This is a genomic window from Mesorhizobium sp. RCAM 06353, from assembly GCF_059683585.1.
This window is the reverse complement of record NZ_CM185031.1, coordinates 5956781-5981306: the sequence shown is the minus strand read 5'-3', so window position 1 is coordinate 5981306 and position 24526 is coordinate 5956781. Positions and strand designations below refer to the sequence as shown.

Annotated in this window: 18 protein-coding genes; 10 read left to right on the top strand and 8 right to left on the bottom strand. The window is 58.8% G+C overall.

What is annotated here, in order from left to right; genetic code table 11:
• Positions 1-25: 25 nt before the first annotated feature.
• Positions 26-1270, top strand: coding sequence for a class I SAM-dependent methyltransferase (locus AC56QX_RS29065; RefSeq protein ID WP_497111945.1), 1245 nt, complete (start codon positions 26-28; stop codon positions 1268-1270).
• A 100-nt stretch (positions 1271-1370) separates the two neighbouring features.
• Here the strand turns inward: AC56QX_RS29065 and AC56QX_RS29060 are convergent, their stop codons facing one another.
• Positions 1371-2159, bottom strand: coding sequence for a hypothetical protein (locus AC56QX_RS29060; RefSeq protein ID WP_497111943.1), 789 nt, complete (start codon positions 2157-2159; stop codon positions 1371-1373).
• A 216-nt stretch (positions 2160-2375) separates the two neighbouring features.
• Between AC56QX_RS29060 and AC56QX_RS29055 the strand changes: the two genes are divergently transcribed.
• The 3 genes from AC56QX_RS29055 (at position 2376) to AC56QX_RS29045 (ending at position 4908) form a co-directional block, all read left to right on the top strand.
• The gene (locus AC56QX_RS29055) at positions 2376-3185 is read left to right on the top strand and encodes an ABC transporter permease (protein ID WP_497111941.1); all 810 of its coding nucleotides are present in this window, start codon (positions 2376-2378) and stop codon (positions 3183-3185) included.
• A gap of 8 nt (positions 3186-3193) precedes the next feature.
• The gene (locus AC56QX_RS29050; protein WP_497111940.1) at positions 3194-3934 is read left to right on the top strand and encodes an ABC transporter ATP-binding protein; all 741 of its coding nucleotides are present in this window, start codon (positions 3194-3196) and stop codon (positions 3932-3934) included.
• Between the two features lie 188 nt (positions 3935-4122).
• Entirely contained in the window at positions 4123-4908 is a 786-nt protein-coding gene (locus tag AC56QX_RS29045; protein WP_497111938.1) for a hypothetical protein, read from the top strand.
• A gap of 34 nt (positions 4909-4942) precedes the next feature.
• Here the strand turns inward: AC56QX_RS29045 and AC56QX_RS29040 are convergent, their stop codons facing one another.
• Positions 4943-6559, bottom strand: coding sequence for a glycosyltransferase (locus AC56QX_RS29040; RefSeq protein WP_497111936.1), 1617 nt, complete (start codon positions 6557-6559; stop codon positions 4943-4945).
• 67 nt (positions 6560-6626) lie between these two features.
• Complete coding sequence (locus AC56QX_RS29035) at positions 6627-7397, bottom strand: Stf0 family sulfotransferase (protein ID WP_497111933.1); 771 nt, start codon at positions 7395-7397, stop codon at positions 6627-6629.
• Between the two features lie 222 nt (positions 7398-7619).
• Here AC56QX_RS29035 and AC56QX_RS29030 point away from each other — a divergent pair, with 222 nt between their 5' ends.
• Positions 7620-9245 carry an FkbM family methyltransferase gene (locus AC56QX_RS29030; protein WP_497111932.1) on the top strand — a complete coding sequence of 542 codons (1626 nt, stop codon included), beginning with the start codon at positions 7620-7622 and terminating at the stop codon, positions 9243-9245.
• A gap of 120 nt (positions 9246-9365) precedes the next feature.
• Here the strand turns inward: AC56QX_RS29030 and AC56QX_RS29025 are convergent, their stop codons facing one another.
• The 4 genes from AC56QX_RS29025 to AC56QX_RS29010 form a co-directional block, all read right to left on the bottom strand.
• Positions 9366-10544 carry a glycosyltransferase gene (locus AC56QX_RS29025; RefSeq protein ID WP_497111931.1) on the bottom strand — a complete coding sequence of 393 codons (1179 nt, stop codon included), beginning with the start codon at positions 10542-10544 and terminating at the stop codon, positions 9366-9368.
• Positions 10534-12870, bottom strand: a complete 2337-nt coding sequence (locus AC56QX_RS29020; protein WP_497111929.1) for a glycosyltransferase — start codon at positions 12868-12870, stop codon at positions 10534-10536. The genes AC56QX_RS29025 and AC56QX_RS29020 overlap by 11 nt, the downstream gene beginning before the upstream one ends.
• A gap of 199 nt (positions 12871-13069) precedes the next feature.
• Positions 13070-14185 (bottom strand): glycosyltransferase, encoded by a 1116-nt coding sequence (locus tag AC56QX_RS29015; protein ID WP_497111928.1) that lies wholly within the window; start codon positions 14183-14185, stop codon positions 13070-13072.
• A gap of 1 nt (position 14186) precedes the next feature.
• On the bottom strand, positions 14187-15305 hold the full coding sequence (locus AC56QX_RS29010; protein ID WP_497111926.1) for a glycosyltransferase family 4 protein: 1119 nt from the start codon (positions 15303-15305) through the stop codon (positions 14187-14189).
• Between the two features lie 251 nt (positions 15306-15556).
• Between AC56QX_RS29010 and AC56QX_RS29005 the strand changes: the two genes are divergently transcribed.
• The 5 genes from AC56QX_RS29005 to AC56QX_RS28985 all read left to right on the top strand — a co-directional run bounded on the left by AC56QX_RS29005 (position 15557) and on the right by AC56QX_RS28985 (position 23591).
• Entirely contained in the window at positions 15557-16471 is a 915-nt protein-coding gene (locus tag AC56QX_RS29005) for a hypothetical protein (protein WP_497111925.1), read from the top strand.
• Complete coding sequence (locus AC56QX_RS29000; RefSeq protein WP_497111922.1) at positions 16408-18039, top strand: glycosyltransferase; 1632 nt, start codon at positions 16408-16410, stop codon at positions 18037-18039. Before AC56QX_RS29005 ends, AC56QX_RS29000 begins: the two co-directional genes overlap by 64 nt.
• 417 nt (positions 18040-18456) lie before the next feature.
• Positions 18457-20373 carry a glycosyltransferase family 2 protein gene (locus AC56QX_RS28995; RefSeq protein WP_497111921.1) on the top strand — a complete coding sequence of 639 codons (1917 nt, stop codon included), beginning with the start codon at positions 18457-18459 and terminating at the stop codon, positions 20371-20373.
• Between the two features lie 525 nt (positions 20374-20898).
• Positions 20899-22887 (top strand): SDR family NAD(P)-dependent oxidoreductase, encoded by a 1989-nt coding sequence (locus tag AC56QX_RS28990; protein ID WP_497111919.1) that lies wholly within the window; start codon positions 20899-20901, stop codon positions 22885-22887.
• Positions 22888-23036: 149 nt separating this feature from the next.
• Positions 23037-23591: a sugar transferase gene (locus tag AC56QX_RS28985; protein ID WP_497111918.1), complete on the top strand. Its 555-nt coding sequence runs from the start codon at positions 23037-23039 to the stop codon at positions 23589-23591.
• Here the strand turns inward: AC56QX_RS28985 and AC56QX_RS28980 are convergent.
• A complete protein-coding gene (locus AC56QX_RS28980; RefSeq protein WP_497111917.1) occupies positions 23570-24523 on the bottom strand; it encodes an NAD-dependent epimerase/dehydratase family protein in 954 nt (317 codons plus the stop codon). The genes AC56QX_RS28985 and AC56QX_RS28980 overlap by 22 nt on opposite strands.
• Between the last annotated feature and the right edge of the window lie 3 nt (positions 24524-24526).

The window sequence follows — 24526 nt, the reverse complement described above, 5'->3', positions numbered from 1 at the left end:
ACCAACAAATTGAGAGTCAGAATTCATGAATGAGGTAAGGTATCACGCCATCGAGACCTGCCGTGTCGGCAAGGCCAAGGATCTGGTCTCCGTGCTCAATCTCGGCGAGCAGGCGCTCACCGGAGTGTTTCCCAAATCGGCGTCTGAACCTGTGACCAAAGGGCCGCTCGAACTGGTCTGGTCTGCCTCCAGCGGACTTCTGCAGCTGAGACATTCCTATGAGCCGAGCGAAATGTACGGCGACAATTACGGCTATCGCTCGGGTCTCAACCAGTCGATGGTCGATCATTTGACGCACAAGGTTCGCTTCCTGGAGAGGCTCGCCTCGCCACGCGGCGGTGACGTCGTTCTCGACATCGGAAGCAACGATTGCACGACCCTCAAGGCCTATTCGACCGCAGGATTGACGCGCATAGGCATCGATCCGACGGGCAAGAAGTTTGCGCAGTATTATCCGGACGATGTGAAACTGGTGCCGGACTTTTTCTCGGCCGAAGCCTATCGTGGCATCTCACAAAAGCGGGCCAAGATCGTGACATCCATCGCGATGTTCTATGATCTTGAGGATCCTATCGCCTTTGCTCGTCAGGTGGCCGAGGTCCTTGCCGAAGACGGAATCTGGCATTTCGAACAAAGCTACATGCCGTCCATGCTTCGCCTCAACTCCTATGACACGATTTGCCACGAGCACGTCGAGTATTACTCCCTCGGAGTCGTGGCGAAGATACTGGAGGCGGCTGGTCTCAAGGTCGTCAACGTCGTTATGAACAACATCAACGGTGGCAGTTTCGCGGTCACGGCCACCCACAAGGGCAACACAAGTCTCAGATCCGATCAACCGGTCATCGATTGGCTGCTGCAACAGGAAGACCGCATGGGCCTGTCCACACCGCGGCCTTTTCGCGACTTCGAGGAGCGCGTGTTCCGGCACAAGGACGACCTGTCACGTCTTATCAGGACACTCGTGGCCGACGGCAAGAAAGTGCTGGGCTACGGCGCCTCGACCAAAGGCAATGTCGTCCTGCAATTCTGCAACTTCACGCAAGCCGAAATCCCGGCCATCGCCGAAGTCAATCCGGAAAAGTTTGGCCGCATGACCCCTGGGACGCACATACCGATCATTTCTGAAGCCGAAGCGCGAGCGATGAAGCCGGACTATTTTCTGGTCCTGCCTTGGCATTTCAAGGACGGTATCCTGCGCCGTGAGCGCGAATATCTCGCTGACGGCGGGCGGTTTATTTTCCCGTTCCCCGAGATAGAGATAATCTAGATCGGTAGTTGGAGAGCGCCTGCTTTTACAAGCGCTGCTCTGGGCGCCGTCCAGCGCAGCGCCCGCGTCGTGATCAAATGACGAGGCTCGGCATGGGGAGTCAAACGGCCGCGTCATAGAGTTCCTGGTCGATTCGCGTGAGGTCTCGCAGTCTCCGAAGCGCTTCCTCCGGCAGTTCCTCGGCGTCGTCCCGTTCGGTGCCGTTTGCCCGAGGTACCTCCGCCGCTATGGGTGGGGGGATATCGGCTGCTTCTGCGACCTGGACAAGGAAGTCGTGAAGGCGCTCGGTAACTCCGACGACCGCCATACCCTTGAGCACTGTCCTGGCCCCCTCCAGCAGCTCCGGCTTGAGCAGAGGCAGTGACATTTGCTCCAGCGCCTCGGAGAGGGCGAACAGTGCGTGGTCGGCCTCGGAGTAGCGACTGCCGAGTACCGCCAGGCTGAGCGGCAGTTTCATAAGGTAGCGGGCCTGATAGTCCTCGATCATAACACGATTAAGATCGTCCATCACGAAGTCGGTGAAAGTTTGGCCCAATACCCTGAGATGATGCGGGTGCTCACGCGCCCGGCGAACATGGTGCCAGTGCGAGCGCGTCCTGGCGACGGGCTCCCGCAGGACAGTCACCGTCACGACGTCGCGACCAAGATATGGCTTGAGATAGCTATGGAAATGGCCGGCGAATGCCTGGTAGCCGCGAAGCGTTTCCGGTGGACGCATCACCAAATCGTCCGCAAGCCAAGCCGGGCAGAGGCGGTCGCCATAGTGGGAATGCAGCCATGTCCTGACGGAAACGCCGGCCGTTTTCGGGATGTGCTGGAAGTAGATCGGGAGGCCCTGCAACCGTGCGCGTGCCCGCCTTTCGATCCAGCCTCTGACGCGAGATACCATAGTCTTTTTCCTTCTGCGCCGGCCGCTTGTAGCCTCTCCCGACGATTTCGTAAGAAGCCTTCCATTGAATGCGTCGTGCAATTTCGCCGCGAATCGCGCGCTTTGCTCAATCAGTTTGATAAAGTCATCAACTTGATGTCCTGGAGGCAATAATGTATCGAACCTGTCGCACACCGCCGGGCCTGGGCAGAACACACGATCGGGATATCTCGACATATGCTGCCGACTGAGACGGGCGTCCTCGCAGAGGCTTTCGCCGACATAAGAGCGTCGCTGAAGAAACACCACCTGGCGACAACTTTCAGCTGGCAGGACGTGGCCCAGCGGTACCGGCGCTCGCGGGTCGGAGCGTTTTGGCTGACCATCAACATGGGCGTCCTGATCAGTGCGCTCGGGCTCGTCTTCGGCACGCTCTTCCGTGCGCCGATGCAGGAGTTTCTGCCTTACATCTGCGTCAGCTTGATCTTCTGGGGGTACATTTCGTCGTCGATCAACGAGGGGTGCACCACCTTCATCGGGGCCGAAGGCATCATCCTTCAGGTGCGCATGCCATTGTTCACGCACGTGCTGCGCACGCTCTACCGCAACGCCATCATCCTTGGTCACAATATTCTCATCTATCCTCTCGTTCTCCTGGTCTTCTGGCGCATGCCGACATGGCACGTTTTCCTGGCGCTGCCGGGCTTTGTCATCCTGTCGCTCAATTTGCTCTGGATCATGCTGATCCTAGGTGTCTTATGCGCCCGCTATCGCGACATGACGCAGGTCATGCAGAACCTCCTGCAGGTCATCATGTACCTGACCCCGGTGATGTGGATGGCACGAACGCTACCCGAGGGCATTTCGCGGCTGTTGCTGGATCTCAATCCCTTCTACCACCTCATCAGCGTCGTGCGCGACCCGCTGCTGGGCGAGCTTGCGTCCGCGACGAGCTGGATGGCGTGCATCGTGTTTGTGATCGTCGGCTGGACGGTCGCCCTGTTGCTGTTCGGCCGTTATCGTCATCGCATTCCGTATTGGCTTTGAACATTCCCATGGTCTCAATCATACTGACCGGTGTCTCGGTCGAATTTCCGGTCTTCAACGCGGCAAGCCGCTCTCTCAAGAACAGGGTGCTGAGCGTCGCCACGGGAGGCGCGATCGACCGTCGGGTTGATGGCCATGTCATCGTGCGCGGCCTGGAGGATGTGAGCTTTTGCGTGAACGAGGGGGACCGGATCGGCCTCGTCGGCCACAACGGTTCGGGCAAGACGACGCTACTGCGGGTGCTGTCGGGCATTTACAGACCGACGAGAGGCTCGGCGGTGATCCACGGCGAATGCGTATCGCTCATCAACATCTCCCTGGGCATCGACCCGGAAGCGACGGGCCGCGAAAACATCAGGTTGCGGGCAGCCATGATGGGCATGCGGCCGAACGAATTGCGCGAGCAATTCGATGGGATCGCCGAGTTCACCGGACTGGGCGACTTTCTTGACATGCCGTTCCGGACCTACTCGTCGGGCATGCAGCTTCGCCTGGCTTTCTCGACATCCACGGCGATCCGGCCGGAAATCCTCGTCATGGACGAATGGCTCTCAACCGGCGACGAGGACTTCAAGCAGAAGGCCGACAAGCGGCTGCGCGAGATCGTGGAGACGACCAAGATACTCGTCCTTGCCAGCCACTCGCGCGATCTGCTGCAAAAGAATTGCAACCGCATTCTGTGGATGGAACATGGTCGTGTGCGGATGGACGGTCCCACCAATGAGGTTCTGACAGCTTATTTCGGTTGATAGTTTTTTGAATGGAGGTAGAACGAACTCGGTTGAGGTAGACAATATCAAGCAATAGTCATGCGGCCGCTGGAACTCGTACGATTCGAATGAAATGTACGGAGAAATAATGGAGATCCAGGCAATGCCCGCACGGGATGTATCCACCCTCACAGCCGCCTCGAGCCCACCGCCGGAACCGGCGTCTCATGCCTAGCGGCAAGCAAGGCTGGTGGCGCGGCAGGAAGGCTGCGTTGATCGTTGCTCATCCGGGGCATGAATTGCGGGTCCATCATTGGATGGAGACCAGCAAGCCTCTGGTCCTGGTGCTGACAGACGGCTCGGGGCATCTCGATGCCGGCCGGCTCGACCGCACGGCCGAAGTGCTGGCCGGCGCCGGCGCGCGTCCAGTGGCAACGTTCTTCGGCAGGATGGCGGACCGCGATCTCTACCGGGCTATTCTGGCCGGCGAAGTGGAGACGTTCAGGGTGCTCGTTGACGAAATAGCCGCGATCCTCGCCGATGAGGCGATCGACTATGTCGCTGCCGACGCGGTCGAGGGGTTCAATCCGGGGCATGACGTCTGTCGGCTGCTCGTCAACGCGGCGCTGGCGCGGCTGCACGAGCGAAGTGGTCGCGATCTGCCCAATCTCGAATTTCCGCTCGAGGCGGTTGCACTGAAGCGCCAAACCGCCACACGGGAGGGAATAGAGCTTCATCTCGACGCAGGCGCCTTCAACCGCAAGCTCAGGGCCGTCGACAATTATCCGGAATTGACCGAGGAGGCCGACCGTCTGCGCGCGGCGCATGGCCTTACAAGCTTCAGCGTGGAACACCTCACCCCGGTCGACTATGACATGGACATTTCAGAATGTTCCGAGCAGCCGCCAGCCTATGAGCGTTGGGGCACGGAGCGAGTGAAAAGCGGCTACTACAAGACGGTGCTTCGCTTCAAGGAACACGTCGAGCCGCTGGCCAGGCAACTGGCGATCTGAATCCCGAACGAGCGTCCTGGCCGAAGTCAGGACCTCATTCGCCAAGTTCGATCAGGCATAGCCCCAATCCAAGCCGCCGCCGGTCGTCTGACAGTCCCACCTCCAGCGGACTTGCCGGATTCTCAATCCGCAGACCAACAGAGAGACTGCGGGCCAGCGCAGCATCGGGCGGCAACGCCACCTGCCAGTCTTGCTGAAGGAAAAGCGGTGCACCGGGAATGGTCGATCCAAACACCCGTCGTTCAATCCACATTCCGTTGATGAAGAGCTCAGCGACCACTTCCGGATGGTTCTCATGAAGAAAAGCCACCAAACCCAGTCTTAGCCAAGTCGGCGCAGCCGCGGAGGATATTTTGAATTCGACTGTCGCCAGGTCGCCGTCAGTCCAGACTCCCCAATGTTCAACCGCGGAGAATCCCGTCAGGCGCACAAATCTTTGCGGATCGTCGGCCTGGGCGAACGATAGCGCCTTGTTCGCCTCGACCGGTTCTAGCCCACCCTGTTCCGGCTCGGCCTGCGCCAGCTTGGCCTGTTCCAACGCGGCCTGCGTTGTCATCTCGGCCTGTTCCAACTCGGCCCGCATGCGAGCTAGCTGCGCCAGCAGATCCTCACGCTCCGTCATCCACGGCCATATCGGCCCAGGCTTCGGCAGCCAGGTCTGCATGTGATGCGCCAGCGATAGGTCTAATTCGTCCTTGTCCGCAGGTGCGGCGCGGTGTTGGCTCAGTGCTTCGCGATAGAGCGACAGGCAAGCGTTCAGCCATTTTGACATGCCTGCCTCTTGGCGGGTTCTGCTCGAGATTTCCGCTGCATCGACGGCATCGTAGCGGTCGATCTCGGCTGCAACGGCCTCCGTCGACAGGCGCTGTTGCAGCACCCGCAGTCCGAAGTTGCGCCGCCGCCATCCATCCCAAGTGTCGGAACGAGCCATTCCGGCAAGGCCGCGGCCGTCGCAAACGATGACTGCGCGTCCGCATGCCATGGCTTCAAGGGCGCTTAGCGCAGACGCGAAGACGAGGTCATATCGCGGCAGCAGGGTTTCGGGTTCGCTCACGATGCTGCCGATGGAGGCTCCTATCACATCCAGCTCGATGCCGCGCTCCGCGCAGGCGGCGCGCACCGCGTGCAAATGCTGCGTGTTCTTGGCGAAAGCCAGGGCTCGGCGCGGACGCTCCGGCAGCGGCGGCCCGGGGACGAAACGGTCGGTGTCGACAGCATTGAGCAGCGTGACAATACGATCGGCCGGAATGCCGGCTTCGAACTGCAGCCGCTCGGCAACCGTGTCGTCGACAGCAACATATTTGCGGATGTTGGCGAGAAGCGGTGGGGCGCTGTGCCAGGCGACGAAATCATGTGCGAAGTAAACGGCCGGGGCATTCGGGAAGCGCGCCATGGCGATCGCGGTAACCTGGGTGTGGTTGCCGTGGATGATGTCAATGTCTGCGGCGATGGTCGAGATATCGTCGGTGACAGGTATGCCGCGAGCCTGGATCTCTTCTGCGATCGGTCCCAGCCCGGGAGCATAGACGATCGGCCTGTGCCCGGCGCGCATGAGGGCGAAGGCGACTTCCCGGGTGACGATCTCGGTTCCCGAGCGGCCTGTCAGATAAATGTTGGCGATCAGGACCGTCAGCGGCTGTTCGAAGGTCATGGATCGGCAGGCTCCTCACGAAACTGTCCGCTCAGTCAGTCCACGGCGCACGGCGCCACGACCAACTCTACAGCTTATCAACGCTATTCGGATCGCCGAATTCCTCGACAAAGCGTTTGCGCCAGCTTTCGGTGATTTCGTCCCGCTGCACAATGACGCCGACCTGACGCGAATCGATGTGTACAGGATGCAGATCGAAGAGCTCGGCTACCCTGTCGATTGCCTGCTGCGGTGCATCGACGATCTCCTCGTAGACGAAGCGAAGCGCTGCTATCTCGTTCCTGGCGAAATACATTTCCCATCGGGCATATTCGGTCGCGATCGCGCGAAGACGGCCCAAAATTGCCGCACCATCAAATTCCGCTTCGCCAGTCGAGGTTTGCCCATGCCGATATTGGCCGGTCTGCAAAGCCCGCGCCCAGGAGATCGCCTGGCCCAGTATATCGCGCCTGCGCAGGAATATGAATCGCAGGTTCGGAAGCATCGAGGTCCATTGGGTTTGACCTTCGATCCAGTCGTACTGATGTGCAAAGATCTTCAGCCCGTAGATCCCGTTGGATGTCGCGCCCATGGTCAGGATTCTGTCGATCTGCATGCCCCTGTCGTCAGGGTAGTCCGGATCGTCGAAATAGCGTCGTCCCGGGCCGTTGAAATATTCCAGCGGACGGCCAAGTTGGCCGCTACTGGAAAGCAGTTGTGACAGGAAATTGCTGCCTGACCGTGGCTCCGTGCAGATCGCGAAACCGCGCAAGAGAGAACAATCCTGATCCATTGGCAGGTTTTTAGCCGATGTCCCGCTTTCAGCAAACAGTTCGACAATTTTCGGACACGCCAGCATGCGACCAGCAAGGCGAAGCCGACCCCACGTGTGCTGATGGACGGTCCAACAAAGAGGGGCTGCAGACCTGCCTCGGTTGAGAGTTTCCCACTGATGTCAAACGGCTTCGGCTAAGTTAGACAACAACGAGGCTGCGGGGCCAATGGAGCTTTTTCGATTCTGAATGAAATGCACGGAAAAACCATGGGCGCCGACGCAACGCCCCCGACGGCAGTGCCCGCAATGATCAGTTACGCCCAAAATTGTGAAGACGTTTTGCTCGAACGCGTTTTCAAGGAGACCGCGACCGGTTTCTATATCGACATCGGCGCCTATCACCCAACCATAGGATCCGTCACCAAAACTTTCTACGATCGCGGATGGTCCGGCATAAACGTCGAACCGGGAGCGGTTTTCGACGAGTTGGCCCGGGAACGATCGCGTGACACGAATGTAAGGGCCGTGGTCACAGATCAGGACGGTGAAGTTGATTTCTTCCAGAATGAATCCGATCCCGGCATGTCCAAAGTGGCCGAAGAGCCGGTCATGGCCGACGGCGAAGGGGAGATGCTTCGAGTTCGGGCTGTGACGCTGGACGGTCTCGTCGCCCAGCATGCCTTCGGACAAGAGATCAACTTTCTCAAGATCGATGCGGAAGGGTCGGAAGCTGCAATCATTGGAGCGACAGACTGGAGCTTGATTCGACCGCTGGTGCTGGTGATCGAAGCAACTGCGCCGTGGTCGAACGAACTCGTCAATCAGAGTTGGGAGCCAGTTCTGCTCGCGAGCGGGTTCTTGCGTGCCTACTTCGATGGCATCAATGTCTTTTATGTGAGGGCCGAGAGCAAAGAGCTGCTCCGCCACTTCCATGTGCCGGTAAACGTTCTCGATGGCCATGTTACATTCGAACAATGGCATTCGAGCGTAGCCGTGGAACAGCTGACGGCCGAACGCAGTGAGATCATTGCGCAGCGAGATCAGTTTTCCGCAGAATGCGAAGCCCAACGCCAAGAGAACGCGGAAATTCAAAAACGATCGGTTGAGCTCACGGCGGCAATCAAGCAGACGGAGGCTGAAAGCCAGCGTCTGACAGTCCACGCAGCGGCTCTGACCAAACGCCTTGCGCGGGAACAAAAGCAGGCGGAGGCCGAACGCAAGCGCCTGACAGCCCAAGCGGCGGCTCTGTCTGCGCAGCTGGAGCAAGAACGCGAGCGGGCGGAGGAAGACGGCAGGCGTCAGGCGGCCCATATTGCTGCCCTGTCCGGACAACTGGAGCAGGAGCGTCATTCACTCGCTTCGGCGGGTTCTCTTGCCGCACGTTACGATCGCCTCGTCCTTGAGCTTCGCGATGATGGGGCGCCCCGCGCCTTGGGGAGCGTTCTGCCATTGGCGCGGCTTTTGCGCCGGTTTCATCATGCTGTCGGTCGTGATAATGCGATTGATATCACCCCTATGGAGAGTTCCATGGTTTCACAGGCTAGTTCTGAGCCGCCCTCCAGCCCTGCTCCAGGTCGCCTGCGCTCAACCGTGAAGAAGGGCGCTCTCGGCGTCTACAAGGCTCTTTTCAGGCCTATCGTGCGTCCAGTCATGTGGCGGACCAGAACATTTCTGTTGCAACCCGTCCAGGAACGCCTCGATCGCTCATATGAGACCCTACATCAGGCTCAGCTCGCGAGGAGCCTGGAAAATCATGCACGCTCGGATGACATCCAGGCGTTGCGACAGGAGCAGGCTCAGCTCGCGAGGAGCCTGGAAAATCATGCGCGCTCGGATGACATCCAGGCGTTGCGACAAGAGCAGGCTCAACTCGTGAGGAGCTTGGAAGCACTGGCTCTGACGATAGCGTCAAACCCGCCGCGAGGCCGTTAGAGCAATTCGGGAAAAGCGTGAACCGGTTTTCTCGGGAAAAGCGGGTAGCGCTTTCCCTGGGGAATTGCGTCAAAATAAGGACTTAGAGCAGTCGCCGTTTCCGTGGAGCGGCGAACCGCTCTAGCCTGCGCCGTGCAGCCACGCTGCCAGTTTGCGCACAAACCCGTCCCAGGTCGGTATTCGCAGTCTCGTCACTTCACCCCAAAGCCTTTCCGCGAACCGATCGTCAAGCAGTTGATGCACCGCGCTCGCAATCGCGTTGGGGCTTATCTGGTCGAGGATGACACGGCCGCCTGGTGGCAGCACGTCGAGGCTTGGCAGGTTTGCCGATGCAATGACCGGGATGCCACTTGCCAGGCTTTCATAGGGCGGAATGCCAAAGCCCTCCAGTGAACTGACGAACAGGGTTGCTCGCGTTTTTTCCAGGGTTTGCCTGATCGCATCATCGCTTGCATGACCCAGATATCTGAACCGCGGTTCGGCCTTGAGGCGTTCCAGGATCACAGGCTCGCGCGTCGATCGGCTTTCCATCCGACCAATGATGGTCAATTCGACGTCGATATCTTGCTGCCAAAGCAGCTCAAAGGCCTCGAGAATATCGGCAACGTTTTTTCTGGGCTCGATTGTCCCGACATATGTGAACATTCGCTTTTGGGCGTCGAACGTTTGCCGGGACATCGCTACGCCATCGCCGCCCAGCGGGATCGCGGGACCTGCGCGACCAACCTTTCGTATGACGCGATGCACGTATTCGCGGCGGGTCTGTTCGCTGATAAACGCAGCGCGCGGTACTTCGCGAAGCGCGCGCAGATAATGCATCAGTCGCCCAGTCGTGCGCGGCTCCCAGTCCTGCGGATGAAGATAGGGCAGGAAATCGTACACCAGCCAACTGACCGAAGCGGTGCCCTCATGGCACAGAGCCCGGTATGCTTCGCCACGTTGCGCATCGAAAAACACCTCGGGGTTGTGCAGGCCGGCTTTCAGATCGATCGTGGAAATCGGGGTGCCCTTCTGGAGATGTGGCAGAAGTCGTTCTCTTTCGTCCTCGAGTGAGTGCTTGCCGTCACTGGTGAGTATCTCCACCACCGCGTCCGGGAGCGCGCAAAAAACCAATTTCTCCGAGTCGAACCGACACGGGACGAGCGGCCGCGGACCGCTCCAGCGGCGCAAGATCTCGCGTTCTACCCGCTGGATACCCGTGCGCAACGGATGGGTCGTCAACTCGGTCAGATCGACAAAGATTGGGGCTCGTGACAATTCGCTTCTCTTACGGTCTTTGGCGACAGTCTCAGAATCCAAGCCCCTCGCACAGCTGCTGCGCGTAGTTTTTGAAACTATGAACGTCGCAGTAATGTCGCCGCGCCTCGTCAAATTGCGACCGATTGGCACCTTTCTGGCTGATCTTGGCCAGCGCTTCCGCGATGAGAACCGGGCTCGGGTGATCCGGCACGGTGGAGACAAATGTCGGCCCTTCCATTGCCAGCGCCAAGTCCTCGTTTGCAACAGTGGGCAGCCCAACGGCGATGCAGTCGAGCAGCGCACCGGACAAGCCTCCGAAGAAGTGGGTTCTCAGCTGGACCGCAGCGTCGGCTGCAAGCAGGTAATCTCGATATTGCGCCTCGCCGACAAAGTCGGCTGAGAACACGACATGATCTGCCAAGCCGACGTTGGAAACCAAATCCCTGAACGGACGCTCATCCGATGCAAATCCGCCAACAAAATACAGTTTTGCGGGAATGCCCCAGCTGCGCAGAAGGTCAACAGCCCAAATGCACTCCTCGGCCGCTTTATTGGAGTGGACAAAACCAAGCGATATGATCGCAAATTCTTTTTTGGCGATGCCGAGCCTCAGTCTGGCCGCTGATTTTAGCCTTCGATCGGTGGGATCGGTCTCCCACTGCCGATAGATCGAAAAGGGCAGATAGATCGCCATTTTGGAAAAGCGCTCTTGAACGATCCGAGCCGTCACGCGCGAGTGAACGAACATCGGCGAAGCCCACTCGGCGATTTCGCCGAGAAATGTTGCTGGCAGCCTCGATTCATCCTGCAGCCAGGACCCGACCTCTTCCGCAGTCACGGATCGCCCGAGTTCACGCTCCGCAACCGCGCAAGCGCGCGGCGAACCCAGGAGACTTCCGTAGAAGCCGAGGAGGCGATTGTCGTGCTCGATGCAAGCTCCGCCATACCGTTCAAGCAGCTGGAACACTTCCAGATGAAAATATGAGTTCCCCACCACCCCAACCACTCGATCAAAGCCCGAAGACAAGCACGGAAGGGTGGTGATCTGCTGCGCCGATGCTGCTCCGTCAGGTGTGGTCACAGGCGCATGTTTCGAGAACACATGGACATCGGCCAGTTTTCCCAGTTCCCTGATTGTTGCGGCGGAATAGTCCGCAACGCCGGATTGGTCAGGCGGCATCGGACTGAGGAATGCAATTTGTGGTCGCGCGCCTCTGAGGATGGTGGACTTCGGATGACGACGCGTAACCAAATCGCCCACCGTCGACCAGAATTCCGCCGCGATTTTTTCGGCCCGAAACCGCTGCCACCGTGTCGACTGATCCTGGATAATCTTGCCGCGCTCCGCTTGATCGACGGCAATCGCTTCGAGCTTCTGTCTGAGTTCCTCCGCGCTGTCGGGAGAAAACATCAAATCGTCGCGCCCGATCAGTTCCCTGTGAGCAGGGATGGAAGACGCGATTACCGGTGAGCCAGCCGCCATCGCCTCGACGACCGGAATCGAGAACCCTTCCATGTACGTTGCAACGACCGTGCAGAGCGCGCCACGGTAGATCGATACGAGTTCATCTTCGTCGACAAAACCCGGGAAAACAAGAAGCTCGGGCCTGCCACCGTTGCCGGTGTACAGGTCGCGCAGGATTGCCTGCCAAACCGGCGGGTAATTCCCCATGACTATGAGCTGAATGCCGGCGTCTTGCATCACGGCGCTTCCGGCATGAGCGAGGATCGGGCATTCGACATTCTTGCGAGGTTCGGCTCCGCCGCAGGCAAGAACATAGCGCTCGGAAGATCCTTCCCGCCGCCTGGAAGTGTCGGCGCGCTCGAACGCGCTGTGTATCGGCGCCCCGGTCTTCGTGATGCGCATCGGGTTTACGCCGAGAATGCGCCGGAGTTCGTCGGATGTATGCTGCGAGATGGGAAAGAAATGATCGTAGCGAGAAAGCCAAATGAGCTGGGTGTGATAGTCGAGGCGATTGGAAGCGGTTGGCAGGTAACGTTCCGGCTTCATGAGCGGGATGAAGTCGTAGACAATCGCGAGCTTGAGAATGTCGGGGTCGTTCACGATGCGACCCAGGAAGAACGGGTCATGGGTCATAGGGGACAGTTCGAAGAACACCGTCGAACATCCTTTGGCGCCCAGATAGGCGTTGCTGCGCACCTGATCGACGAGATGTAGGAAACGATCCTCGAGCGGTGGCAAGGCGGGATCAACCAGCCCGAGAGTTGACACGTCAACTCTTTCGCGAAGGTGGCCGACAGCCCTGACCAGATTCGCCGACAGCTTGCCGACGCCGCGATCCTTATAGGAAGGGTCTTGCAGGCATCTCAAATCGAATACAATTTCGCAGTTGTCCATGCCGCAACCCAACCCGTCGTAGCTCACTTCCTACTCGCTGCAAACGGAAGATGACAAGCGAAAAGGGCCTGGGATATCGCGCCCTATGGGAAGAGGCCGCCCGGAAATCGATTCGATGATTAGTTATGATTAATATAGGGGTCGAGAAGAATCTTGACTATCGCTTTGGTCGCGTGGCGTAAAAGGCACGATGATGTTGGATTTATTTGCTGTTGCCGAGGCAGTATTAGATATTCCTGATGAGATCCTGGTAGAGATTCATATAGGAGGTCGCCATTTTCTCAGATGTGAACAGGCTCTCATATCGCTCTACTGCGTTTTGCCCGAAGCGTTGCGCCATGTCCGTGTCGTTCCACATCTGAGCCATGGCGGCGGCCAAGGCCGGCGCATCGGCGGGTGGGACGACCAATCCCGTCACCTTGTCCAGGTTGATAAAACTCGTGCCCGTGCCGATCTCGCAGGAGATCATCGGTTTACCGAACATCGCTGCCTCGACAAGAGACAACCCGAAAGCTTCCGAGCGCAGATGGGACGGGAAGACGACTCCGCTGCACAGGGTCAGAAGCGCGATCTTGTCCGCTTCTTCCAGCGCGCCGACGAAATGCACATTCGACAGCCGGCTCGCGTCAGCTTGCGCGTGCAGGGCCTGCTCCATCGGACCTGAACCGACAATAACCACCGGATAGCCGCTCAGGCGCGCCGCCTCGATCAGCACATGCAGGCCTTTGTAATAACGCAGCACGCCGGTGAACAGGAAAAACCTGCCAGGAAACCGCGCGCGCCAATGTTGCAGCTGTGCCTCGGTGGGAGCCGGATAAGTCTTCGCATCCAGGCCGTTCGGAATGACGATTGTCTTGGCACGCCGTCCTCGCAGGACAGCGCTCGTTTCCAGATAATTGGGCGAGGCCACGACAATGCGGTCAACGCTGTTGAGGAAGAGGTGCATCAGCGGACGATAGACCTGCAGCAGCGTGCTCTGCTTGACTATGTCGGACTGATAGGTGACCACGGTTGGCTTTCGCACCCGCATGCCGAAATGAACCAGGTCCATGAAAGGCCAGGGGAAGTGATAGTGAATGACGTCGGTTTGCGCCGCCAGTTCGCCGAAGCGCTTGAAGGCGCCGAGCGAGAAACCCGTCGAAGCAATCTCCAGATCGAGCCGTGCCTTGTAGGCCCAATGCCCGTCGAAGAAGACGCTGTTCTCCTCCGGCCTGCGGCTGAGTGAAAGCACCGTTGGCTCAACGCCCAGTTTCGACGTTCCACAGGCGATTGCATGGATCGCCCGTTCCATGCCGCCGAACGTGTCAGGCCAGTACGTCTTGAAAAAATGGAGGACGCGCATGTCAGCGGCTTTTCCGCTTGGCAATGGCCTGGTCGAAAACCTCGATCAAACGCTTTGCGCTGAGATGCCAGTCGAAACGCGCCGCATTGGCCTTGGTGGCCGCGGCCCGTCGTGCGATGTCGCGATCGTCGGTAAGCAGTTGATGCAGTTTCGCGGTAAGGTCGCTGATTGACAGCGGATCGACCAGCAGGGCCCCTTCGCCGGCAACTTCGGGCATCGAAGAGACGTTGGAGGTCAGAACCGGTACCCCAAAGCCGTTTGCCTCCAGAATGGGCAAGCCGAACCCTTCATAGAGGGACGGCATCGTAAGGGCGCGAGCTCCGGCATAGAGCGATGCCAGATCGGTGTCATCCAGATACCCGGTGAGCCGAATTTGGTCGGAAATGTCGAGATCCGCCAGGCGAGATCGCAGATCGCCAAGGTGCCAACCCTGCCCACCAGCGATAACCAGCAGATGTCCGGAACGGACCTCCGGGCCGAGGCTGGCCCAGGCCCCCAAAAGGCGAATGAGGTTCTTGCGTGGCTCAAGGGTCCCCACAAACAGCAGATAGGGCCGGTCAATTCCAAAACGCGTGCGCACGGCCGCAATGTCGCCCGGCACGAGGCGGGTGTAACCGGGGTAGATCGTTGTCACTGGAGTTTCCACGCCAGGGTACCGCTCACGGAGCGCCCCCTTCGTTGAATTGGAGTCCACGACAATTGCATCAGCCCGGCGCACTGCTGAGCCGACAAAGGCGCGCTCCGCGCCCCATGTCTGCCAACGCATGGTTTCGGGCGCATAGGCCCAAACCAGATCGTGAATTGTGACCACCCGTGGCATCGGCGCCGGTAGACGGAAGGGAAGCCTGTGGGCCGGACCCCAAAAGATGTCGACCGCGTCGTTGACCGCAGCGCGTGGCAGCGCCGTTTGCGACCAGATCATTCGAGCGACGGCGCCTGGGAAAGCCGCGACGCGGATGTCGGCTCCAACCAACTCGCCAAGTGCGTTGGCCGGCGGCTCGGGTAGATAGAGAATTGGCCGGTGTCCGGCCGCGACGAGCGCCCGCGTCATCTCGACGACATATCTTCCGATACCCGTGAGGCCAGGCACTAGGTTGCGTGCGTCGATTCCGATTTTCATTTACGATCTGGGTACAATGAACTGCGTGCGGTGCAGGTAGCGAGCACTTCTGCCGTGATGTCCTTTTCATGCCTATCGCCGGCACTTCCTTTCGCATAGCAGAGTCGAACTCCATTGCAACATGGTCCGCGATGAGGGCGAAGGTCGATATCAGGCTTGGTGACCGAAGCCGGCCATGCTTCCGATCTCTCATTTGACAAGCGATGGTGCACTGCAATACCAGACACAGCCTTCCGGGGGCCGGAAAGCGGATGATCGAGCGGATGATCAAGAAGAAACGAATTTTCTGGCTGGGCATGCACAAGGTGCTGTCGCAGACCGAACTTCCTCACCTGCGGGCGCTAGGCTACGAGGTGTTCAATCCGCCCTATCTGAGCGACGTCTATGATCAGTCCGCTGTCTACGACTGGGCTCCATCAGCTTCCAGCCTGCCCAAAGAGGCATTGGAGATCCTGGAAAGGACCAACTTCTTCTACGATGAGGTTCCGCCGGAAGCAGCTGAGATTCTGAACGCATATTTCGATGCGGCTATCGTTACCATCAACCCGCTATGGCTGGTACATTTCCTGAAAGCCTACCGTGGCCGTGTCATCTATCGTACCTATGGTCAGCCCTACAGTCTGTCGGATGAGCTCATCAATATTGGAGGGCTGCCGCTTGTCACAGAGCGGGACGATTTCTGGTTCATGCCGCACTCCGAAAAGGTTGCCGACATAGAGGACGATTGGCTGCGATCGCGCATGGCGATCGTTCCCTATTGCCTCACGCAGGACGTCGTCGATCTGCGCGACACATGGGATGCCGGGGCGTCGACGGCAGAGGTGGGGTTGCTATGTCCAAGGGCGGCTGACATCCCTTATTACTCCGCCAACTACCGTCACCTTAAGCACTATTTCCCTGCCAAAGGTTACAGGATCTTCGGCGCGCAAAACGTGCCCGTCCGCGATGAACAGGTGATTGGAACGGTCGAGCGTCCCGAGTTCCTGAGACGATTCGCTCAGATGCGTGGCTTTGCCTATCATTACGAAGAGCCTACCGTCTGCTATCTGCCGCCGATAGAATTCATGACGCTTGGCGGTCCGGTGCTTTTCAAAAGGAGTCTTTGCTCAGCCGGTATTTCCCCGCCGACGCGCCCGGCAGGACCGACAGCATTGAAGATCTGGTGAGGCGGTCGGAGCAGCTGAGGAAAGGTGACCCTGCTCTCTCCCGCGAACTGATCGAAAGCCAGGCTGAGGTTCGCAAACTCTACCAGCCGGAATTTGTGTGGCCCGTATTCGACCGGGCGATAGAGATGGCGCTTGGTGAAGCAGGATCGAACCGGGCACAGGAATTGATTTATACGCCTGCCGTGAAGGTGGAAGCGCCTGCCGCCGAAACTGTTCTTGTAGCCTTCCACGGTTTCGGACCGCTGGTCGTTCGCCACAATGGCGAATACCACTGTTCAGAGGGGATCGCGCGCGTTGTCCGTCAGATCATTCGTGCGTTAAGCGATCTTGGTTTCAAGATTGTCGTCACGAGCCGCAAGCAGGACATCGGCCGCGTTCATGGCTTCCTCGGTTCCGCCGCCGGGCGCGATCTGAGGATCATGGTTGTGGAAGAAGAGGTTGCAGGTGGAGGCAACGCTATGAAGGCGCTGGGCCGCCTTCGCCAGATTGCAAGGATGCGGCCATTCTCCGCCAACCTCGATCATCTCAGGACGCTCTACCGAACGAGAGACTTCAAGAAGATGCCGCGCGCACTAGCATCCACGGCATTGTTGGCAATTTTCAAGATTTTGGTCAAGGTGGAGCAGCAAGTAAAGAATATAAGACTTGCGAATGGAACCATACCCAACGCCAAATATGTCGATTTGATAAATGCAGACCCGAACATCGCGCATGTTTTGATCTCGCACTATTACATGTTCCCCGAGCTTGCCCATCTGAATGGTAAGAATATTGTCCTGTATCTTCCCGACTACATGCCTCATTTCTACCAGGGATCGGCTGAGATGGGGGCTACACGGCAATCGGCCATGATCGGCAAAAAGATGGTCGCCAAGGCGCGCCGCATCCTGACGAACTCCGCGTTCACCGCGTCTTATCTGCCCAAGACCGCTTTGGCGCCAAGGCCCGAGACTATCGCCCACATTCCCTTGCCGTTCCTGAATGACGGTGCAAGCAGCGTAGAATCCCTTGATCGGTTTGGAGCGCTGCCAGCGCACTATGTATTTTACCCCACGAGGAACCGGCCCTCAAAGCGGCTCGCAGATTTCGCAAAGACCGTGGCGATCGTAAACGAACGGCTGAAGGCGGCGGGAGGCAAGGATCAGCTCGTTGGGATTTTGACCACGCCCTTGACAGGCCAGGCGGCAGCCGGGGCGGGGGAGCATCTGATTTCGCTTTCGGAGCTGACGGACGCGGAACTCGGATATTTGTACAAGAACGCGCTCTGTCTGCTGTTTACATCTGAAATGGAAGGGAACTTCCCAACCCAGATAACCGAGGCGCTGCACTTGGGCGTGCCGGTGGTTGCAACGAACATCCCTCTCATTACCTTGGAGATGGAGGATGCATCGGCCTCCCTGGATTTGGTCGATGTCGGCGACTGCGAGGGATTCGCGAACCGGGTTATGTCGATCCTAGCGGATCGCTCGGCGGTGGTGCGCCGGCAGGAAGGCGCTAGGCAACTTTCGTCCCGGAAGTTCGCCTATGACAACTTCAAGCACGGATTGTTCGAGCTCTTCAGGCCGTAGGCTGTTTCGTGCACAGGCGACAAACTGTTGATTTATCTGGCTGGCCGCAAGCCGATGTAAGCAAAGCCGAGCGGTTTTGGAGTCCCTGCAGGAGATCATTCGCGCGTTTGCAAGACCAAAGGCGCGGTCTGGAGAAGCGCGTTCCAGAGGACCTTCGTCAGTTCGTGATCCGTAGCGCAAGGCCATACATGGTGCGCGGCAGTGCGGCTTTGGCGCGCGTATCGAGCGGGTGGAATGGGGGCGTGACAGGGAGCCCGAAATCAGCTTTTGTTGGTTTGGCAGATGCGCTCGTCCGCTGCCGCTGTTGGTGTACGATCGGGATCGCTCATAATTGAGGGCGAACCATGGGGGAATAAGAACGCGCAAGGTCGCACGGCGAATGTTTCATTCGCGCATTTTGCATGACCAAAGGCGCAGTTGGAGAAGCGCATTCTGGAAGATCTTCGTCAGTTCTTGATCCGCAACGCAAGGCCATACTTCGTGCGCGGCAGTGCGGCTCTGGCGCGCGCGTACCGAGCAGGTGGAGTGCGGGGCGTGACAGGGTGCCTGAAATCAGCTTTTGTCGGTCTGACACCGCCTGCTGAACAGATTGTGCCGCCGGCCCCTGATGCACTCGAGACCGCGCCCGCTGCCGCTGTCGATTTGACACCGCTTGCGGAACAGAGTGTGGCGCCGGCTCCTGATACACCCGATATGGCATCCGCTGCCGCTGGTGACATACGATCGGGGCCGCTCAAGTTCGCGCTTGATGATCGATATCGTCTGCCTGCCGCAACGTGGTCAGCTTATTTGGATCATATCCATTCGGACGTCCCAGACGATGCGGTGGAACTGCAGGCTTCGATCACCGTCTATGTGGCTATCGTCCTTACGCCGGGCCAGAGTGAGCAGGAGCAAGATGGGTGCGTTGAGACCACGCGGACCTCTATTCGAGCGGCTAGTTCCCATGAGTTGGTCGACATTCAGCCGGTAGCGCTGGGGGAGTCCGCTTCCAGGAATCTGGAGTGCTACTCTTCCGCCAAGGAACTTGCAGAGAAAATTTCAGGCGGGCGTACCTACGTTCTCTTCCTGAAGGCCGGCGACGAAGTGTCTGATAAACTTTCCGAAGTGCTTGCTTATGGGCTGAACGACGACAAGGACCTGCTGTTATTCGACATGTGGCAGAGATCGAATGACAAGGTCCTTCCAATTCTTTTGCCGGGCGTAAATCCGATACTGGGTTTGAACAAGGATTATTTCTATTCTCGGTTCTTGATCTCCGGTTCTGCAATAAAGGAAGAATCCGCGAATGCGGAGGCCAAAACGCCATATGATCTGGCTCTTGGCGTGCTCGGAAAAGCATACGAGGCGAAGCAATTTCAAAAATACGGGCATTTGCCGTTTCCCATCATTTGTCTTCCTGGGGAAGAAGCGGTCTCGGCGCCTTCGGCGTTGCCGGAACCGTTCCGGTATCGCTTTCCCGGCGCCAAAAAACATGACGTGAGCAAGTCGGAGGAGGAGCCGATACCGTCGGTGTCGGTCGTCATCTGTACGCGAAACAAAGGACAGCTTCTCTTTCAGCTGGTGAATGGCATCCTCAACCAGAAAAACAGTCTCATTGAGGATGTCGTCATTGTTGCCAACAACACGGATAATCCTCTGGCGATTGAGAGACACAGGCTTCTTTCAAAAAATAGAAAAGTAAAATTTTTAGAATTTCCGCAGCCGTTTAATTTTTCTGCCCAGAGCAACCTTGGCGCTAGGAACGCGAAGGGAAATACCCTCCTCTTCCTGAATGATGACATCGTGCCTGTCACGGAAAATTGGGTGGCTGAATTGTTGCGGCCGCTCGAAAGCGAACGCATTGCAATGGCTGGGGCGCTGCTGCTTTACCCGAATGAACGGGTGCAGCATGCCGGTATGTTTCTCGGCTTCGATGGGATTTGTGGCCACACCTTCAGGCATGCTGCGTTGCCCGAAGAGGATTATTGCGGGCTGCTGTCTGCACCGCGCAACGTCAGCTGCACGACGGGGGCATGCCAGATGATTAAGCGCGATGTTTTCGAGGATCTGAATGGATTTGATGAAACCTTCGCGACGTACATACAAGATGTCGACCTGTGCCTGCGGGTGCGCGAACATGGTTACGACATAGCTTGGACACCCTCGGCTGTTCTCCTGCATGTGGAATCTCCCTCCGTAAGAGAAATTCTCGCAGACGCGAGTATTGAGTTCACGCGGAAACGCGAACGCGACATCTTCACGGAGCGTTGGGGGCAGGCATATCTAACAAAAGATCCATTTCACAATCCGAACTTTTCTATCGATGACGAGCGTCTTCGCGAAATCGTCTAGCTGCAGAACACGGAAAAGCGGGTGGCTCACCATTTGACCACTTGTCTAACAGGCAAGTCGGCTGCGGGGACGCGGAGCATCTGACTTCACTTCGGAGCTGACGACCCAGATGACCGAGGCGCAGCGCCTGGGGTGCCAATGTTTGCCACAAACATCCTTTTCATTGCCCTGGAGCTGGAGGTGCGTCTGCTTCCCCGGATATTGTCGATGGCGGCGACTGCGGAGGATTTGCGGACCTGCGCGCAAACGCAACCACCGATTCCATCCGATTGACCGCGTGGCTCATCGTTTTCACCCTGCACGATCGGTGTTGCACGGCGAAAAGCTGGTCATCGATGCGCAGCAGCATGAGGCGCCTGACGCTCCGCCCAAAAAAACTCTGGCGATGGCCGCAACTCCACGCTATGCGATGATTGCAGCGGGGGCTGAGGACAGAGCTACGGAACGAGCGATCGATGAGGGATGTCATTCGATCGCGCGAGGCTGTAATGTTCAAGTCCTCTGCCTGGAGTATAGTACTGGCCAATGACTTCCTATGTAAAAGCCGTATCCGGAAGTCGGCCGAAGATGCGGCGCGCCATCATCATGGTCCAGGATTTGGCCATGGTTCTGATTGCGGTGGCGCTTAGTCTCGTCCTCTCCAGGTCAAATCTTTCGTTCGATGCCTTCTCCTACGAAGGCTTCGTCACCTGGGCCGGGATCGTCCTCATCAGCCACCTGCTGTTCAGATATTGTGGCCTCTACACCACGATCTGGCGCTTTGCCTCCACCCCGGACTTTTTCAACATTCTGAAGAGCTGTGCGATTCTGACGGTCGTGCTTTACGGCGTCTCGCTGATGTCTCGTTTCTTCCAGCCCGTGGCTGGCCTTAACGAGCGCCAATTCATCGTCTTCTTCCTCGTTTCGTTCACCATCATATCGGCGCCTCGGCTGTTCTACCGGTTCCTTCGCGACGGCGCGAGCTGGGGTATCCTTACCCAGAAGGGCAACAAAACGCAGGCCAAGCGGGCGCTGTTCGTCGGTCGGCTTGGCGAGGCCGACCTGATCATTCGCTTCACACGCACGGCGGAGCCGGCCGACTATTCCATCGCCGGCATCATGGCGACCGAGCGCGGTGCACCATTGGGCACACGGATTCAAGGTGTTCCCGTGGTAGCGTCCCGGCCGCGCCTGATCGATGTCCTGGAGGACTACGCCGCCGGCACCAAGAGCATCGACCTGCTTATTTTCGGCAGCGGCGTCGAGCATGAGATCGAGGAATATTCCGAGCTTGTGCGTGTCGCCCGCCATGGCGGCATAGCCGTCGTACAGTTCTCGCGGCTTTCGCAACTGGGGCAGGAGGGAAAGATCGTTCTCGACGAAGTCGAAATGGAAACGATCCTGCGCCGCCCGACGGTGCCGTCCGATATCGAACGCATTGGTGCCTTTGTCGGCGGCAGGCGCGTCCTAGTGACGGGAGGCGCCGGGTCTATCGGCCGCACACTGGTCAAGCGGTCGCTGGAGCTGGGGGCAGGGGCGGTGCTGGTCGCCGACAATTCCGAGTTCGGCATCTTCCAGTTGAGCCAGTATGTCGACGAGAAGGATCATGATCGTCTCAAGGTCCGCATTGTCGATGTCGCGGACCGGCGGCAGATGACGCGTGTCGTCACCGAATTCAAACCGGATATCATCTTTCATGCCGCGGCGCTCAAGCACGTTCCGCTGCTCGAGGAGAACTGGGAATCGGCCATTCAGACCAATGTTTTCGGCACGCTTGTCTGCGCTGAGGTTGCCGCCAAATGTGGCGTTCCGCAGTTCCTGCTCATCTCGAGCGACAAGGCCGTGGATCCGAGCTCGGTGCTTGGCATCACAAAGAGAGCGGCCGAGCAGCTCGTCAGTTCCCTGCACGAAAGCCACGCAGTCGCGCCGGACGGGCGCCGTTCCGGCACCAAATTCATAGCCGTGCGGTTCGGCAACGTGTTTGGCTCCAACGGTTCGGTGGCGACCATCTTCCAGGCACAGATCGAAGCCGGCGGCCCGGTCACGATTACCGATCGACGCATGACGCGTTATTTCATGACGGTGGCGGAAGCTGTCGACTTGGTCATCATGGCGGCCGCCGACGCGCAGTCGCGTGACGGCAAGGACGACTATGCCATCTACATGCTCGACATGGGCAAACCCGTGCCGATTCTCGAAGTCGCGGAAACCATGATCCGCATGGCCGGCAAGACGCCCTATGCCGATATCCCGATCCGCTTCACCGGCATCAGGCCCGGTGAGAAGCTGCATGAGACGCTGCAGGGCGCCAATGAAGAGATCGTCACGCTCGACATCGCCAAGATTTTCGGCCTCAGGACGGATGTCGTGGCGTGGCCGGCGGTTCAGGCCGCGCTGGCTGCGCTGCAGGCGGCAATGAAGAACCAGGACAAGACTTCCGCCCTTGCGGTGCTGGCGGAACTCCATCGGCCGGAGACGTCAGCGCCCGACACGCGGCAGGAAACGGGTTCGAGAACAGTCGGGCAGGCAGGTTAGATACGTTGCAGTTGACGGTTGAATGACGAGATCTTGCCTGGATATCGATCCTGTGGCGTTGTCAGAGCAATTCTCAAGGGAAAGCGCCATGCGCTTTTCCCGGGAAAACCGGTTCACACTTTTCCTGGAATTGCTCTAGTGATCGGGGGATGGCCGTGAAGGGACTGAAGCGAGCCTTCGATCTCGTCGCGACAGCCCTGTTGTTGCTGGTGACGTCGCCTGTTCTATTGCTCTGCGCGCTTGCGGTGCGGGCATCGTCGCCCGGTCCGGTGATCTTTTCGCAAACGCGGGTCGGTCGCGATGGCGTGTTGTTTCGCTGCCACAAGTTGCGGACGATGGTCCAGGGAACGCCGTCCTTGCCCTCGCACGAAGCGCCAGCGAATGCCGTGACCGCGGTCGGAAGGACCTTGCGGAAGTTCAAGCTCGATGAACTGCCACAATTCTGGAACGTTCTGCGGGGCGAGATGAGCCTGGTCGGGCCGCGCCCTTGCCTACCGACACAGACGGAACTGATCGAGCGTCGCAGGCGGCTGGGCGTCTTGGCGGCACTTCCGGGCATTACCGGCATGGCCCAGATCAGGGGCATCGACATGTCGAACCCGCAGCTTCTGGCCGAAACGGATGCCGCCTATCTCAGGACGGCGTCGTTCTGGCTCGACCTTCGCATCCTGTTTGCAACGCTCTATCGCAAAGGAGGCGATTGAGCGTTTCCGAGCCGCGCCATCTCGGCCAGCCGCTCCAGCGTGGCGGTTTCCGGCTGCCAGCCTTCGGATACGAGCAGGGAAGGGTCGCATATCTGTGTCGCCGTCATGCTGTCCCAGGACGTCCGCTTGCCCAGCACGACCGCGGCTGTCCGCAACGGACCGGCCGGCACGGCCATCAGGCGCTTCCGTCGTCCAAAACCGTTGCGAAAGGCGCCGACAATGTCAGCGACCGAAACCGGCGGCACGTCGCTGGCAACATAGATCGGGCGCCGTTGCCCCGAACAGTTCAGCAGATGCCACACCGCGCCTGCCGCCGATTGCGATGACAGCAGCGAGCGGGTTCCTGTCAACGCACCTGCCGGCAGCGGCAGGCCCGTATCGGCCAGTCGCATCAGCGTCGCCAGGTTTCCCTTCATGCCGGTTCCGTAGACCGGGGGCAGCCGCAATACGGTAGCGTCGGAACGGCCATGCGATGCATAGGCGTCCAGCACCCTGATCTCTGCTTCGCGCTTCGAGCGCCCATAGGCGCATTGCGGATCGGGTATCGTGTCCGCGTCGATCGTTGCACTGACGTGCGCACCGATCACGGCCCGGATCGAGGAGAGCTGGATGAAGCGTCCGCTTGCCTGCTCGGCCACCGCTTGCGCCAGCCGTCCACTCAGTTCCGTATTGGCCGCCCGAAAATCGGCTTCGGTGGCATTGCCTTCATCATTGTTCAGGCCCGCGCAATGGACGACATCCGTAACATCCCGGGTAAGCGCCAGGAAGGCAGCCGCCGGCGCATCGAAACCGGGCATCTGCATGGCATCCTGTCCCGGACCAAGCCTCTCAGGATAGCGGGACGCGAGACGAAGCTCCGCGCCCGCCTCACGAAGCTGCTGCACCACCTGACGGCCGATGAAGCCTGTCGCGCCTGTGACCAGGACTTTCACGGC

What these genes read in the sequence shown, in the direction of transcription:
- AC56QX_RS29065 (WP_497111945.1), top strand. Translation starts at nt 26, where the DNA reads ATGAATGAGGTAAGGTATCACGCCATCGAGACCTGCCGTGTCGGCAAG.
- AC56QX_RS29060 (WP_497111943.1), bottom strand. Translation starts at nt 2,159, where the DNA reads ATGGTATCTCGCGTCAGAGGCTGGATCGAAAGGCGGGCACGCGCACGG.
- AC56QX_RS29055 (WP_497111941.1), top strand. Translation starts at nt 2,376, where the DNA reads ATGCTGCCGACTGAGACGGGCGTCCTCGCAGAGGCTTTCGCCGACATA.
- AC56QX_RS29050 (WP_497111940.1), top strand. Translation starts at nt 3,194, where the DNA reads ATGGTCTCAATCATACTGACCGGTGTCTCGGTCGAATTTCCGGTCTTC.
- AC56QX_RS29045 (WP_497111938.1), top strand. Translation starts at nt 4,123, where the DNA reads ATGCCTAGCGGCAAGCAAGGCTGGTGGCGCGGCAGGAAGGCTGCGTTG.
- AC56QX_RS29040 (WP_497111936.1), bottom strand. Translation starts at nt 6,559, where the DNA reads ATGACCTTCGAACAGCCGCTGACGGTCCTGATCGCCAACATTTATCTG.
- AC56QX_RS29035 (WP_497111933.1), bottom strand. Translation starts at nt 7,397, where the DNA reads ATGCTGGCGTGTCCGAAAATTGTCGAACTGTTTGCTGAAAGCGGGACA.
- AC56QX_RS29030 (WP_497111932.1), top strand. Translation starts at nt 7,620, where the DNA reads ATGATCAGTTACGCCCAAAATTGTGAAGACGTTTTGCTCGAACGCGTT.
- AC56QX_RS29015 (WP_497111928.1), bottom strand. Translation starts at nt 14,185, where the DNA reads ATGCGCGTCCTCCATTTTTTCAAGACGTACTGGCCTGACACGTTCGGC.
- AC56QX_RS29010 (WP_497111926.1), bottom strand. Translation starts at nt 15,305, where the DNA reads ATGAAAATCGGAATCGACGCACGCAACCTAGTGCCTGGCCTCACGGGT.
- AC56QX_RS29005 (WP_497111925.1), top strand. Translation starts at nt 15,557, where the DNA reads ATGATCGAGCGGATGATCAAGAAGAAACGAATTTTCTGGCTGGGCATG.
- AC56QX_RS28990 (WP_497111919.1), top strand. Translation starts at nt 20,899, where the DNA reads ATGACTTCCTATGTAAAAGCCGTATCCGGAAGTCGGCCGAAGATGCGG.
- AC56QX_RS28985 (WP_497111918.1), top strand. Translation starts at nt 23,037, where the DNA reads ATGGCCGTGAAGGGACTGAAGCGAGCCTTCGATCTCGTCGCGACAGCC.